11 protein-coding genes and 1 tRNA gene are annotated in these 13033 nt (G+C 43.7%); 4 read left to right on the top strand and 8 right to left on the bottom strand.

Features of this window, described 5'->3' with window-relative positions:
• Positions 1-549 precede the first annotated feature (549 nt).
• Positions 550-1755, top strand: a complete 1206-nt coding sequence (mdtH, locus tag JK188_RS04575) for a multidrug efflux MFS transporter MdtH (RefSeq protein ID WP_036954565.1) — start codon at positions 550-552, stop codon at positions 1753-1755.
• A gap of 39 nt (positions 1756-1794) precedes the next feature.
• The gene (locus tag JK188_RS04570) at positions 1795-2355 is read left to right on the top strand and encodes a lipoprotein (RefSeq protein WP_154603922.1); all 561 of its coding nucleotides are present in this window, start codon (positions 1795-1797) and stop codon (positions 2353-2355) included.
• 111 nt (positions 2356-2466) lie between these two features.
• Here the strand turns inward: JK188_RS04570 and JK188_RS04565 are convergent, their stop codons facing one another.
• The 3 genes from JK188_RS04565 to ghrA form a co-directional block, all read right to left on the bottom strand.
• Positions 2467-3186, bottom strand: a complete 720-nt coding sequence (locus JK188_RS04565; RefSeq protein ID WP_211885448.1) for a YnfC family lipoprotein — start codon at positions 3184-3186, stop codon at positions 2467-2469.
• Positions 3187-3272: 86 nt separating this feature from the next.
• A complete protein-coding gene (locus JK188_RS04560) occupies positions 3273-3833 on the bottom strand; it encodes a TorD/DmsD family molecular chaperone (protein WP_211885446.1) in 561 nt (186 codons plus the stop codon).
• 356 nt (positions 3834-4189) lie between these two features.
• Complete coding sequence (gene ghrA, locus JK188_RS04555; RefSeq protein ID WP_211885444.1) at positions 4190-5131, bottom strand: glyoxylate/hydroxypyruvate reductase GhrA; 942 nt, start codon at positions 5129-5131, stop codon at positions 4190-4192.
• Positions 5132-5472: 341 nt separating this feature from the next.
• Here ghrA and JK188_RS04550 point away from each other — a divergent pair.
• Positions 5473-5560 (top strand) — tRNA-Ser (locus JK188_RS04550).
• 13 nt (positions 5561-5573) lie between these two features.
• On the opposite strand, the gene JK188_RS04545 is transcribed toward JK188_RS04550, so the two are convergent.
• The 5 genes from JK188_RS04545 to JK188_RS04525 all read right to left on the bottom strand — a co-directional run bounded on the left by JK188_RS04545 (position 5574) and on the right by JK188_RS04525 (position 11758).
• On the bottom strand, positions 5574-7088 hold the full coding sequence (locus JK188_RS04545) for an alanine/glycine:cation symporter family protein (protein ID WP_132495850.1): 1515 nt from the start codon (positions 7086-7088) through the stop codon (positions 5574-5576).
• 84 nt (positions 7089-7172) lie between these two features.
• Complete coding sequence (locus tag JK188_RS04540; protein WP_211885442.1) at positions 7173-8657, bottom strand: aldehyde dehydrogenase; 1485 nt, start codon at positions 8655-8657, stop codon at positions 7173-7175.
• An 11-nt stretch (positions 8658-8668) separates the two neighbouring features.
• A complete protein-coding gene (dapA, locus tag JK188_RS04535; protein WP_211885440.1) occupies positions 8669-9535 on the bottom strand; it encodes a 4-hydroxy-tetrahydrodipicolinate synthase in 867 nt (288 codons plus the stop codon).
• Positions 9536-9550: 15 nt separating this feature from the next.
• A complete protein-coding gene (locus JK188_RS04530) occupies positions 9551-10798 on the bottom strand; it encodes an NAD(P)/FAD-dependent oxidoreductase (RefSeq protein WP_211885438.1) in 1248 nt (415 codons plus the stop codon).
• 9 nt (positions 10799-10807) lie between these two features.
• Positions 10808-11758, bottom strand: coding sequence for a 4-hydroxyproline epimerase (locus JK188_RS04525; protein ID WP_108478206.1), 951 nt, complete (start codon positions 11756-11758; stop codon positions 10808-10810).
• A gap of 152 nt (positions 11759-11910) precedes the next feature.
• Between JK188_RS04525 and JK188_RS04520 the strand changes: the two genes are divergently transcribed.
• Positions 11911-12747 (top strand): AraC family transcriptional regulator, encoded by an 837-nt coding sequence (locus tag JK188_RS04520; RefSeq protein WP_211885436.1) that lies wholly within the window; start codon positions 11911-11913, stop codon positions 12745-12747.
• The last annotated feature ends 286 nt before the right edge of the window (positions 12748-13033 follow it).

The raw sequence follows: 13033 nt of genomic DNA, 5'->3' as shown, positions 1-13033 counted from the left end.
CATTTAAGTAATGCCTTCATTAATTAATGATGATTAAATAGACGTGACGAAATAGCGTATAAAAATATGAGGATATATTTTTTATACTTTTCAATTTATGCATTTAAAGTAAATTTAAGTGCAATGCCATAGATGTAACTCATTCGAAAAACCTTATTTATTGAATGGTTACGTACTCATTTCCCTTACAAATATTAACAAGCCTTGAAATATACATTAATGATAATAATTATCAAGATCAAAATGAGTATCATTATCATTTATGTAATCATCTAGCGAGCGCAGCCAACCCCCCTATAATGGGAAATATCTTCCCACCCTAAATCCTAAATAGTTCACATTAGAGGTAGGCGGCAAGTGAGTGAGTCCCTTGGAGCATACATCAGTATGTGACGAGGGCGAACGAACGTAGCCAACACCCCTATAATGGGAAATATGACGGATTTATCGATAAAAAAATATCATGGTGCATATACCATCATTCCCGCCAAACTCCTGATACTATTAATAAGAATCATTCCTTCCGTTACTATTTTTTTATGGTGTTTCATGGCGCAGGTATCACGGGCAAGAAGCCTCGGCAAATATTTCCTTTTACTCGATAATATGCTGGTTGTTCTTGGCTTTTTCGTGGTTTTCCCTTTAATTTCAATTCGCTTTGTTGAGCAGCTTGGCTGGGCAGCTGTGGTGGTTGGGTTTGCCCTTGGGCTTCGCCAATTTGTGCAGCAAGGATTTGGGATTTTTGGGGGAGCTATTGCCGACCGATTTGGTGCAAAACCGTTAATTATTATCGGGATGCTGTTGCGTGCCGCAGGCTTTGTGTTGATGGCTTTGGCTTATGACCCTTGGGTGTTATGGCTTTCTTGTATATTGTCTGCCCTTGGCGGCACCTTGTTTGACCCTCCTCGTACCGCTTTAGTGATTAAATTGACCCGCCCTTATGAGCGTGGGCGTTTTTATTCATTATTGTTTATGCAGGACAGCGCTGGCGCGGTGATTGGGGCATTAATTGGTAGCTGGCTTTTACAGTATGACTTCCACTATGTTTGCTGGGCTGGCGCGGCAGTGTTTGTGATTGCGGCTCTACTTAATGCTTGGCTACTTCCTGCTTATCGCATTTCCACCATCAAAGCCCCTATTCGTGATGGGATGCGTCGAGTCTTGAAAGACACCCGCTTTGTGACTTATGTGATCACGCTTTCTGGCTACTTTATGCTGTCAGTACAAGTAATGCTGATGTTTCCTATCGCCGTTAACGAATTGGCTGGCACACCAACGGCGGTGAAATGGATGTATGCTATTGAAGCGGCAATTTCCCTGACACTGCTTTATCCGATTGCCCGTTGGAGCGAAAAACATTTCCGCTTAGAGCAACGTTTAATGGCAGGGTTATTTTTAATGAGCCTGAGCATGTTCCCTATCGGTATGACCACATCGGTCAATATTCTGTTTGTGTTGATTGGTATTTTCTATTTGGGGACTATCACCGCCGACCCTGCTCGTGAGACCCTGAGCGCATCCCTTGCCGACCCTCGCGCTCGTGGTAGTTATATGGGCTTTAGTCGACTCGGTCTTGCGCTAGGCGGTGCCGTTGGCTATACCGGTGGCGGTTGGATGTACGATATTGGGCACCAATGGAATATACCTCAACTTCCTTGGTTCTTGCTCGGCACTATTGGTTTTATCACCTTATGGGCGCTTCATCGCCAATTTAACCGTAAAAAAATTGAAACAGTCATGTTGAGCGGGCAGTAATACGTTACACTTGGGTTATTACTGTATAAAGGAGTGATTATGAAAAACATTTTCTTGGCATCTATCTTTGGATTGCTATTTATTCTCACGGGTTGTGACAAATTAACCGAATTTACTATCAGTGAATCACAAATTAACAGTTACCTTGCGACCAAGGTTAAGTACGAAAATAATATCGGCATTACTGGGTTTGCAGATGCGGATATCACCTTGCATAACTTACAATCAGAAATTGGTCGTAGCGAACCGGGTATTATTGCATTAAAAGGCGAAGCCACTGTCACAATGAATTCACTACTTGGTGCTGCGGCGGCCGATATTGCATTGACCTTAACCGCGCGCCCTGTTTTTGATGCACAAACAGGCTCTATCTATTTGAAAGAGCTGAAAATTACCCAATATAAAATTACACCCGAAAATATGGAAACCGCCATTTCTGTGGTGATCCCGTATTTAAATAGCTCCCTTGAGACCTTCTTCGCGACTCAGCCTGTCTATGTGCTCAACCCAGATAACAGCGCCGCAGAAGCGACCGCGAAAAAACTCGCTAAAGGTTTAGAAATCAAGCCGGGTAAATTAGTTATTCCAATGGTTGATTAATTGACCATAAATATTTTTGATTGATAAATTGATAATCTAAAAATGAAAAAAGCAACCTTTCTAGTCGGTTGCTTTTTTATTGGAATGCCATTTATTTTTAATACTAAAAAGTCACTCGTAATAACTCGTTTTGTATTCAAAATCGAATTTTTCTACCCGTCCATCACTGTATGTCACCACACTGGTACATACAGTTGGGTTTTTATGATCATCATAATGCGTGCATTTTTGAGTAGTTTCGACAAACGGTTGCTGATTTTTCGTCGTATGAAAAAGAATTTTAGTGACTAAGCCATTAGTGAAAAAGTATTCATTTTTTGTATTAATAACTTCATTTTCATCAAAATATGTCGTTTCTATCGGTAAAAAATGTTCACCATAAACAAATGTCGCTATCTCTTTCTTCCCTTGAGTGATCTTATTAACAAGACCATCACGGTAATAATATTTCCAATCTTGCAGTTCTCCGGTTTGTAAATTGCACATCTTATCGATGCCATAACCTTTGAATTTTTGTTTATCTACTAAGTAATAAAGTTGCTTAAATTTTCTGACAATCACAAATGCTGTTTCACTGTCTCTATTGTAATAACTTAAATTGTTGAGACAACCGTGGAGATTAAAAGACACAGTCACTCTTTTGCTGAGCCCTTTTTCATCGTTCATGATTTGTGTTAATTCTTTTACTTTTCCGTAAAGCGGGTCAAATTGAAATTCCGTGCTGTAATTAACCATGCGTTTATTATAGCTAGGCAGATCATTATCCACTTGTGCCAGTGCTAACGGTGAAATAAAGAGCCACATCAAGCCATGAAGTTGTGTCGAGGTCATTGTGTCTATCCTTTTAACCTATGATGAGAGAAGACGGTTCCACACCTATCTTCTCTCAATCATCAGTCTTTAAGTGACGGCGTCACTTATTTATCATCATTTTCTGAGTCAGATTCTAACTCATCACGCAGTGCAATGACGGCATCGCGGGTAATTTGCGCTAATGTACGGTAAAACGGTGTTGTCGCGTGAGCCTCAACTTTCCCCAGAAATGCGCCATACCAGCTCAGGATATAGCTGTCGAATAGCTCTTCCTGCGCGGCGGTTTCATCTTCAGCGGCTTGGTCTTCTAGCCATGATGCGGCTAACAGTAGCGCACCAAATGCATCCGTTGGGGCATCCGTTAAGGTCATTCCACGGGTCACTAGGAATTCGCGAATTTCTGCTTCAGTGATTTCTTCATCATAGCGATGAGCAAAAGGCGGAACCGTTGGTTCACTACCAAACATCGCTTGATAATCCGCCGTGATAACCTTGTGATCCACTGCCTTCGCCATTCTTGCCCACAGTTCATCTTGCTCCAACGGCCATGAGGCTTTGAGCTTATCTTGAGCAATCATATCGATAAGAGGCTTCACAAGCGCATCGTCCGGAGAGCGTTGAAATAAGGTACCTAAAATACGGCAGACGATTGAGAATTCATTCATGGGTTTCTTCCTGTTGGCGATTTTCCTGCAATCACTTTTTCGTGATCATGATGCGATGCAGTATACCTGAAAAAACAGAAAACCCACGCTTTGAGCAATACCATATATGACATAGTCCAATATATGGCGCTGATAGTCGCTAATGATGATTTATTAAAGAATCAGATAACAGATAACAGATAACCAAAGCATCCTCAAAATAATTCGCGCTGTGCATAAATATAGCGAACATTTCCCTAACGAGTTTTAGTTGTCACTAGGCGGCAAGAAAGCACATCCCTAGGAGCATACGCAAGTATGTGACTAGGGTGTGCTGACGCAGCCAACAACGTGACGGCGAAAACTAGGACGGGAAATTAGTATCCGCGGGCAGTATTAACTATCCCCTCTGGTTGCTCGCCCTTTTCAATCCGCTGAATATTACTCGCAATCATATCCATCGCCTCATTAGGCAACGTAAACGCCGCAACGTGTGGCGTAATGGCGATACGTGGATGAGTCCAGAATGGGTGCATGTGTGGCAGTGGCTCTGTAGCAAAAACATCGAGTGACGCCCCTGCAACTTGCCCTTTTTCTAATGCTTCCAGCAAGTCTTGCTCAATTAAGTGCGCACCTCGGGCGAGGTTAATAATATAGGCGTTTTGCTCAAGCTGGCTGAATAATTGATGATTTAAAATACCCACCGTTTCTGGGGTGCTTGGCAGCAGGTTCACAATCACGCGGGTGCCTGATAAGAAATCCGCTAACTGGTCTTGCCCATAGTAACTTTTCACATTTGGGATTTGCTTTTCTGAGCGACTCCATGTTCTGACTTTAAGACCAAAACTGGCTAAGCGTTTTGCCACGGCTTGACCTAACGCCCCTGCGCCCATCACGCCCACCACAAACTGGTCATGGGTGTAGGCTGGCAGTTGTTTCCATTGACGTTGGGATTGCAACTGACGGTACTCATCCATACGACGGAAGTAATACAAGACTTTTGCAGCGGCATATTCTTCCATTTGAATGGCCATACCCGTGTCTTCTAAGCGCATCAATGGAACGCCTGCCGGTAATGTTCCCGGGTTATCTTGCTCTTGCTTTAGAATCGCATCCACCCCCGCGCCTAATGCGAAAATCCCTTTTAAGTCTTGGCGACCCGCAAGGCACTCATAAGGAGGAAGCCATACCATGGCATAATCTGCCAGTTGGGTATCTCCCGGCTTCCATTGGCGAATATTGGCTTGAGGCAATCGAGCACGCATGCCATCAATCCACTGATTGGCATCAAAAAATGGATGGTAAAATAAAATATTCATGGCAACTCCTTATAGGTTTCCACCAGAGTGTGCGTAATGGTGTTTATTTTCAAGTCAATACCCCATATTTATATCCATAAGATGAGGATTTTGTTAAGGAGTTAACGGATTCTGGATTAATTGCTTGAAGTTTAAATAAACAATTTATTATCAATTTCTAATCAATAATAATTTATTAAGATTAGAGAGTAACCAAATTGGTTTTTATTTAGCTAAACGATAGAAAAAAGTGGATTTTTATTTAATTGGGAGTTGACGGAAGGCGCTCTTTTCCCTATAGTAGCGCCCCGTTGAAGGACAAGTTATTTATAACAAATTCTGCAACCACAATTTAGAAAAACGGTGAGGTGTCCGAGAGGCTGAAGGAGCACGCCTGGAAAGTGTGTATACGGCAACGTATCGAGGGTTCGAATCCCTCCCTCACCGCCATTTCTAATCTAAGTTATTCTTCCTTTAGTAATTTCTCGTTTATCTTCCCAGAACCATCGATTCTATCAATCCCAACGCCTTTCGCATGATATTCACGACTGATTTCTTCCCATAATTCTGCGTTTTCTACACCTGCGGCTCTTGGATCAAACACCGGATCAACGCCTAATTTGGTTTGTCTTTCAAAGTCACGTAATGCTCTTAAAGCGGGTTTTGATAAAAACACAATCGCAATCAAGTTTAAGTAGCTCATGCTGCCGAAACCGATATCACCCAGCCCCCACATAATACTGACCGACTGCACGCTGCCCATAAAGACAATCACCAAGAAGACGAATTTCAAAATCAGCTTGAGCACAGGATATTTCAGCTTACGATCAAGGTAAACAATGGTGGTTTCTGCAATATAGTAGTAAGCCATAAGCGTTGTGAAGGCGAACAAGAATACCGCTATAGAGACAAACCCTGCACCCGCCGATGTAAATACCGTAGAAACTGCCATTTGAGTCCATGCAGTTCCTGCTGCCACACCTGGCACATACTCCACAAGAGCAGTCGCTGAACCATCAGGGAAAACGTTGTACATATTGGTGACTAAAATCATCAGTCCCGATGCTGTACACACAACCACGGTGTCGATATAGATAGAGAATGCTTGAATAAGCCCCTGTTTGACCGGATGGCTAACTTCTGCCGCCGCGGAACTGAATGTCGCTTCACCTGCTCCTGCCACGTTTGAGAACACAGCACGACGCACGCCCCAAGACACCGCAGTTCCCACGATCCCACCAAATACCGCATCCATTCCCATCGCACTGCGGAAAATTAAGCTGAACATACCCGGTACGCTATCCCAATGGCTGCCCAGAATAATCACCATCATCACGATATAAGCTAATGCCATGATAGGAACAATTTTATCGGCTGCGCTCGCAATACGTTTCACACCACCAAAAATTAACCACGCCATTAATACTGTCACTAATGCACCTGTTGCCATTGGTGGAATATTAAATGCCGTTTGGAACGAATCCGCGATGGTATTGGCTTGAATGCCCGGTACCAATACACCGTAAGATAAACAGATCACTGCCGCAACAAAGATAGCAAAAGGCTTTAATTTCAATCCTTTTTCAATATAGTACGGCGAACCACCACGATATTGGTCATCTGAGCGCTGCTTATAAATCTGCGCCAGTGTAGACTCAATAAAGGCGCTCGCGCCTCCAAGTAAGCCCATGACCACCATCCAGAAAATAGCACCAGGACCACCTGCCGCAATCGCCGTTGCTACCCCTGCAATATTACCGACCCCAACACGCCCCGATAATGCTAAACAGAAGGCTTGGAATGAGGAGATCCCGTCTTTTGATGCTTTATTTTCTTTTAATAAACAGACCATTTTTACGATGTAACGAAACTGCACACCGCGTGTTGCTAATGTGAAATAGAGACCGACACCCAGAGATAAGAATACGAGAGCATTACCCCAGATGTAACCAACGATGGTATTAACGATGGCTTCCATATGTACTCCTCGACTATTGTAATTGTATTTGTGTATTTGCAAGGGTCGAAACCTGAACCCCGCAAGGTTCAGGTCAATGTCATTTTACTGATTGATAAACCAGATAACTTTCGTTTGGGTGTATTGCTCAAAGGCTTCTAAGCCGTTGTCTTTTCCACCAAAACCTGACTGACGGAAACCACCAAATGGTGTGGTGATATTACCTTCGCTAAATCCGTTGACAGACACCGTCCCCGCATTGATACGACGTGCAATATTCATCACTCGATGGACATTTTGGCTGTAAAACGATGCAGCCAATCCGTAGTGAGTGTCATTGGCTAAATTGACCGCCTCGTCATCGGTTTTAAACGATGTGACGGCTAAAATGGGACCAAAAACTTCATGTCGAAAGAGAGACATTTCTGGCGTAACGGCATCAAAGATAGTCGGTTCGATATACCATCCTGAGCCGAGATCACTGCGTATTTTTCCTCCTGTCACCAATTTTCCACCTTCTTTAACAGTGGTGTCTAAAAATGATTTCACTTTCTCAAAATGCGCTTCTTCAATCATTGGACCAATAGAGATACCCGCATCACGAGGGTCGCCCACTTGCCATGTTGATGCCGCAGCGGTTAACTTCTCGAGTAAGGATTTTTTGACATTTTCATGCACAATTAAACGAGAGCCGCAGCTACAGTTTTCGCTCATATTCCAGAACGCAGCCGCCATAATATGTGGAATAGCCCCATCTAAGTCCGCATCCTCAAACACCACTTGTGGGCTTTTTCCGCCACATTCCAAGACAATCTCTTTTAGGTTACTTTCCGCGGAGTATTTCAGGAATAAACGCCCCACTTCAGTTGAACCGGTAAACGACACCACGTCCACATCAGGATGGCGTCCTAAGGCTTCCCCGACTTTCTCACCTAGCCCACACACTAAACTTAACGCACCTTTAGGGACGCCAGCTTCATAAGCCAGTTCCACCATGCGGTAGGCACTCAAGGAAGTTAACTCTGCGGGTTTGACAATCACCGAGTTCCCGACAGCCAACGCCGGTGCCACTTTCCATGCAAACATTTGAGCAGGGAAGTTCCACGGTAAAACTGCACCCACAACGCCAATTGGCTCATGAACAATCAGCCCCATTTCTTGGCGACCCGTTGGGGCAATTTTGCCGAACAATTTGTCGATAGCTTCCGCATACCAATAGAAGGTTTCGACGGTAGCAGGTAAGTCAGTATTCAGACATTCCGTGATCGGTTTTCCCGCATCTACGCAATCTAACGCAGCCAGCTCTTCACTGTGTTTTTCAATTAATTGCGCCCAGCGCAGCATCACTTGCTTACGTTCTTGGGGAGATAACCCACTCCAGCACCCTTCTTCAAAGGTTTCACGAGCAATATTCACGGCAGCATGAACATCTTGCGCGCTGCCATCCGCAATATAACCAATCGCGCTATTATCGATAGGCGTATAGTTTTTAAGTTTGGCACTGCCACTTTGGTAGCCCGCAATTAAATTCCCCGCCCACAGTTTGCTCTGTTTTGCTCGCTCAAATATTTGCTCTTTGGTGATCAACATATGCAACCTCGCTATGGTTTGATCAGCGCAAGAAACTCATGACGTTCTTGCTGGCTAATATTTGACAGAGGCAAGCGAACTGGCCCCACGTTAAAGGAGCCTTTTAAGCAACCCGCTTTTGCTTTTTGGTTATAATTGCCTGACTCCATGGAATAAATGGCTGGGTAAATCTCTTGCATGATCTGCTTAGCCTTCGCCCAATCCCCTTTTTGCGCTGCGTTAAAAATCGCCACTTGCTCTGTTGGGAAAACATTACCCGCACCGGCGATCCAGCTTTTCGAGCCCCAAAAGAAAAAGTCCACAGGTTGGTCATCACAGCCGCAAATCACTTCGAAGTTTTTAAATGGCGTTTGTAACAGATGCAGAGCACGGCTAAAGCTGCCACTGCTCTCTTTGATAGCGACGATATTGTCGATTTCAGCCAATCTCACCACGGTATCTAACTCAATTTCGATACCAATACGGGCTGGGAAGTTGTACATAATGATTGGTAACGAGGTGGATTTCGCCACTTTTTCGTAGTGGGCATAAACGCCGTTTTGATCCGGCAGGCTGTACGGAGGCGGCGACAGCATCAATCCTTCGTAGCCCAGTTCTTTCGCTTGTGCTGCGCGTTTAATTGCGCCCTCGGTAGATAAGTCATTAATCCCTGCGATCAGTGTCACACGCCCTTTGGCAATTTTACTGACCGTGGTTAATACGGTTTTACGTTCATCTTCATTTAATGCGTAATACTCACCCGTGGTGCCGCAGACAACTAACCCGGTCACACCGCTGGCGATCAGTTTTTCGGTTAACTCTGCTAATGCCGTGATATTCAATGAAAGATCATCATGAAACGGAGTGACTAACGGAACAAGGATGCCATGAAAATTCATTATAATTCTCCTGAATTAAAGAAAGCGCTTAATCGAAAAAGGCGAGCAATCGAGCGGTGTCGGTTGCCCGTGGATCATGTTATTGACGATATCTGCGGTAATTGCCGCTTGTGTTAGCCCTAAATGTTGATGCCCAAAGGCAAAAACATACGGGCCTTTTTGGTCTATGACCGGTAAGGAATCTGAGATAGTGGGACGAAAACCCATCCATTCACTGGTATTCTGGCTATCCAATGGTGTTTTTAGCATTGGGTTAGCCAACGGTAAAAAGTGACGAGCGCGCTGCATATTCGGCGGGCGTTTTAACCCTGCGTATTCCACCGTCCCCGCAAGACGTAACCCACCGTTCATTGGCGTCATAATAAAACGGCGATCCATACTAGAAATGGGAATGGATAAACGCCCTTTTTCATTCGGTAGCATCAAGTGATAACCGCGCTCCGTTTCTAACGGCACATTAATACGGCTCACCATCTTCACTAACGATTTCGAAAATGCACCACCCGCAATCACCACTTTATCAGCGATAAATGTGCCTTGTGATGTGGTTAAATGAGCTTGGCTCGCCGATGACGAATCAATCGCCGTGACTTCACACTCAGTCAGGACTTTTCCCCCTAACTGTATGAATGCTTGAGTTAATCGCTCATGCATTAAGGCAAGATCCACCACATGCCCAGTCTCGGGGTAGAACAATCCACCGATTTGGTTATTGGCAAGTTCAGGTTGCTGTGCCAACAGTTGGGATTGATCCCATAATTGGTTATGCACCCCCATGCTATTTAAATACTCACCGTGGCGACGCAGTTTTTCGAGGGTCGGCGGTTTCTCAGCCACCAGCAAAGAACCTTGGATTTTGACTAAATCCTCTAACTGCCACTGCTTAGAAAATGCCTGCCAAGAAGCCAATGATGCCCCATTGAGCATGGAGAGAACGTGGTGAATATGCATAAACGGTTTGTGGCGCATATTGCCCAACAATTTCAGTAACCATGGTGTGAGCGGCAATATATAACGCCAATCAATACGCAATGCGCCTAACGGGTCGAGCAACATGCTAGGAATTGATTTCAAAACGGAGGGGTCAGCCACAGGAAAAACCTGCTCCGTGGCGATATGCCCTGCATTGCCAAATGAAGCACCGGATCCAATTTGGTTTTTGTCGACCAATAAAACGCCCGTGCCTTGATTCTGGACAGATAACGCAATACTGAGCCCGACAATGCCACCACCCACCACAATCACAGAATATTTGTTATCCATTGGCTTACCTCACTCCACCGTGATCCCAAAGCGGAACGGGTCGTTTTTATCGATCAACAAGGTATTTTCGCCGCTGATATAGGCATTTCCGCGAATAGTCGGGATGATGCCATTAGCATCTGCAATCTGATAGCTAGCTTGGAATTGGCTACCGATGACACTTGCCTGACGCCAAATTTTGCCTTCCGCGAGCTTGTTGTCTGCCGCAAGACACGCCAGCTTGGCACTTGTTCCCGTGCCACAAGGAGAACGGTCATAGGCACCGCCTGGGCATAAAACAAAACTTTGGCTATCCGCATCTTCGCAATGACCAAATAGTTCGATGTGGTCAATTTCTTGGTTATCTTTACCAAAAATACCTTGGTCAACGAGGGCTTGTTTGATTTTCAAACAGATTTCAGTCAGCGCCTTCGCGTTCCTATACTGGATAGCGAGTGGTGAATTTTCGACGAGGAAAAACCAGTTTCCTCCCCATGCAATATCCCCAGTCACTAGCCCAACCTCCGGCACGTTGACTTGGACGGCTTTGCGATAGCGGTATGCGTAGACGTTTTGAATGCTCACGCTACCATCTTCATGTAATTTAGCGGTCACATCCCCGACAGGGGTTTCAATTAAATGCTCCCCGTAACCTATGCGCCCTAAGTAATGCAATGATGCGACCAAACCAATGGTGCCGTGACCACACATACCTAAGTAGCCTTCGTTATTAAAGAAAATCACCCCGGCGGCAGCTTTCGGATTCACTGGTTTGCAAAGTAATGCGCCCACTAAAATGTCATTTCCACGTGGTTCTAAAATCGTTGTGCAGCGCCAATGATCATATTCCGTACGTAATTTTTGCAGGCGCGACGCCATGTCTGCATTCCCTAAATCAGGAAAACCCTCAATGACTAAACGTGTCGGTTCTCCTGCGGTATGAGAGTCAATGACTTCAATTTTCTTATATTTACTCTGCATCAGTTCATCCTTATTAATATCATTTGTTAATAGAATGCTTGATTTATGTAAACAACTCTTGATATCTTTCGAATCAACCCATGCGTATTTCTGCACAATTTAAAAACATTTCAGATAACTATTAAAATTAGTTGAATGCATTGGAGCGCAATATGATTGATTTAAATAAACTGTTGTCGATTAGTCAGGAAAACATGCTCTTTCCCGTAGATAATATTAATAATTTGTTAAATCATCTTGGGTTGGTGATGCCACTGATTAATACGCTTCCTAATGTGACTTTCTTCGTCAAAGACCGTAATGCCAAATACTTGCTTGCCAATGAAAACTTGGCTAAACGGTGTAAAGTTGACCAACCAAATGGTGTAATAGGAAAAACTGCAGAAGATATCTTTCATGCAGATTTAGGTCAGAGTTATAGTTCTCAAGATTATTTGGTTATGCAGAAAAAAATCAGTGTTATCAATAAACTAGAATTACATCTCTATAAGGCAGGGTTATTAGGCTGGTGTTTAACAACCAAGGTGCCGATTTTTGATACTAAAAATCAGGTTATCGGTGTTGCGGGAATTTCGGTAGATTTGCAGGATGAAAAATCAGTGAGTCCAAAATTAAATGGTCAATTGGGACGCGTTGAACACTATATTAGTCAGCATTTTGATACTGCCATTAAAATAACGACTCTGGCTGAGATTTCAGGGTTGTCATTATCACAACTCAATCGTCAATTTAAAACGGTATTTCATATTACTCCCCAACAATATATTCAAAAGAAACGCCTTGAACACGCGATTGAATTATTAGAAGAAGACTATTCGATTACGGATATTTCCATTAAATGTGCCTACGCCGACCACAGCGCATTCTGCCGTAAATTTAAAGAACTCACTAATATGACCCCAAGCCAATTTAAACGCATGCGTTCTACTCTTAATCATAAGTGCAATAATAAAGCCTCTCATGAATTGGATGTAGCTTATTCTATTTAATCCTCAGAAAACGCGCATTTTCTTTAAAGGCTGCGCGTCTTTTCTTTTTTGAAACACACGAACTTTTTTCTATCCATTCCCTCTAAATTCTCAGTTGTTCTTTTAGAAAGTAACCGTTGAGTCTCTTTTTGTTGTCACTATGAATCACTGTCACGATAAATTGCTGTCACGGTGAATAGTTATCACGATAAATAGTTGTAACAGTGAACTTAGGACAGCTCTTATTGCAGCTAAAACATAATCGCGTATTGATATAGCACTAAACTGCACACTATGCGGCATATTT

The organism is Providencia sp. JGM181, assembly GCF_018257375.1.
Classification (GTDB): domain Bacteria; phylum Pseudomonadota; class Gammaproteobacteria; order Enterobacterales; family Enterobacteriaceae; genus Providencia; species Providencia lanzhouensis.
Note: the sequence above shows the minus strand (reverse complement) of the source record. Positions and strands in the feature narration are given on the sequence as shown.

What these genes read in the sequence shown, in the direction of transcription:
- mdtH (WP_036954565.1), top strand. Translation starts at nt 550, where the DNA reads ATGGCGCAGGTATCACGGGCAAGAAGCCTCGGCAAATATTTCCTTTTA.
- JK188_RS04545 (WP_132495850.1), bottom strand. Translation starts at nt 7,088, where the DNA reads ATGGAAGCCATCGTTAATACCATCGTTGGTTACATCTGGGGTAATGCT.
- JK188_RS04570 (WP_154603922.1), top strand. Translation starts at nt 1,795, where the DNA reads ATGAAAAACATTTTCTTGGCATCTATCTTTGGATTGCTATTTATTCTC.
- JK188_RS04525 (WP_108478206.1), bottom strand. Translation starts at nt 11,758, where the DNA reads ATGCAGAGTAAATATAAGAAAATTGAAGTCATTGACTCTCATACCGCA.
- dapA (WP_211885440.1), bottom strand. Translation starts at nt 9,535, where the DNA reads ATGAATTTTCATGGCATCCTTGTTCCGTTAGTCACTCCGTTTCATGAT.
- JK188_RS04560 (WP_211885446.1), bottom strand. Translation starts at nt 3,833, where the DNA reads ATGAATGAATTCTCAATCGTCTGCCGTATTTTAGGTACCTTATTTCAA.
- JK188_RS04565 (WP_211885448.1), bottom strand. Translation starts at nt 3,186, where the DNA reads ATGACCTCGACACAACTTCATGGCTTGATGTGGCTCTTTATTTCACCG.
- ghrA (WP_211885444.1), bottom strand. Translation starts at nt 5,131, where the DNA reads ATGAATATTTTATTTTACCATCCATTTTTTGATGCCAATCAGTGGATT.
- JK188_RS04540 (WP_211885442.1), bottom strand. Translation starts at nt 8,657, where the DNA reads ATGTTGATCACCAAAGAGCAAATATTTGAGCGAGCAAAACAGAGCAAA.
- JK188_RS04520 (WP_211885436.1), top strand. Translation starts at nt 11,911, where the DNA reads ATGATTGATTTAAATAAACTGTTGTCGATTAGTCAGGAAAACATGCTC.
- JK188_RS04530 (WP_211885438.1), bottom strand. Translation starts at nt 10,798, where the DNA reads ATGGATAACAAATATTCTGTGATTGTGGTGGGTGGTGGCATTGTCGGG.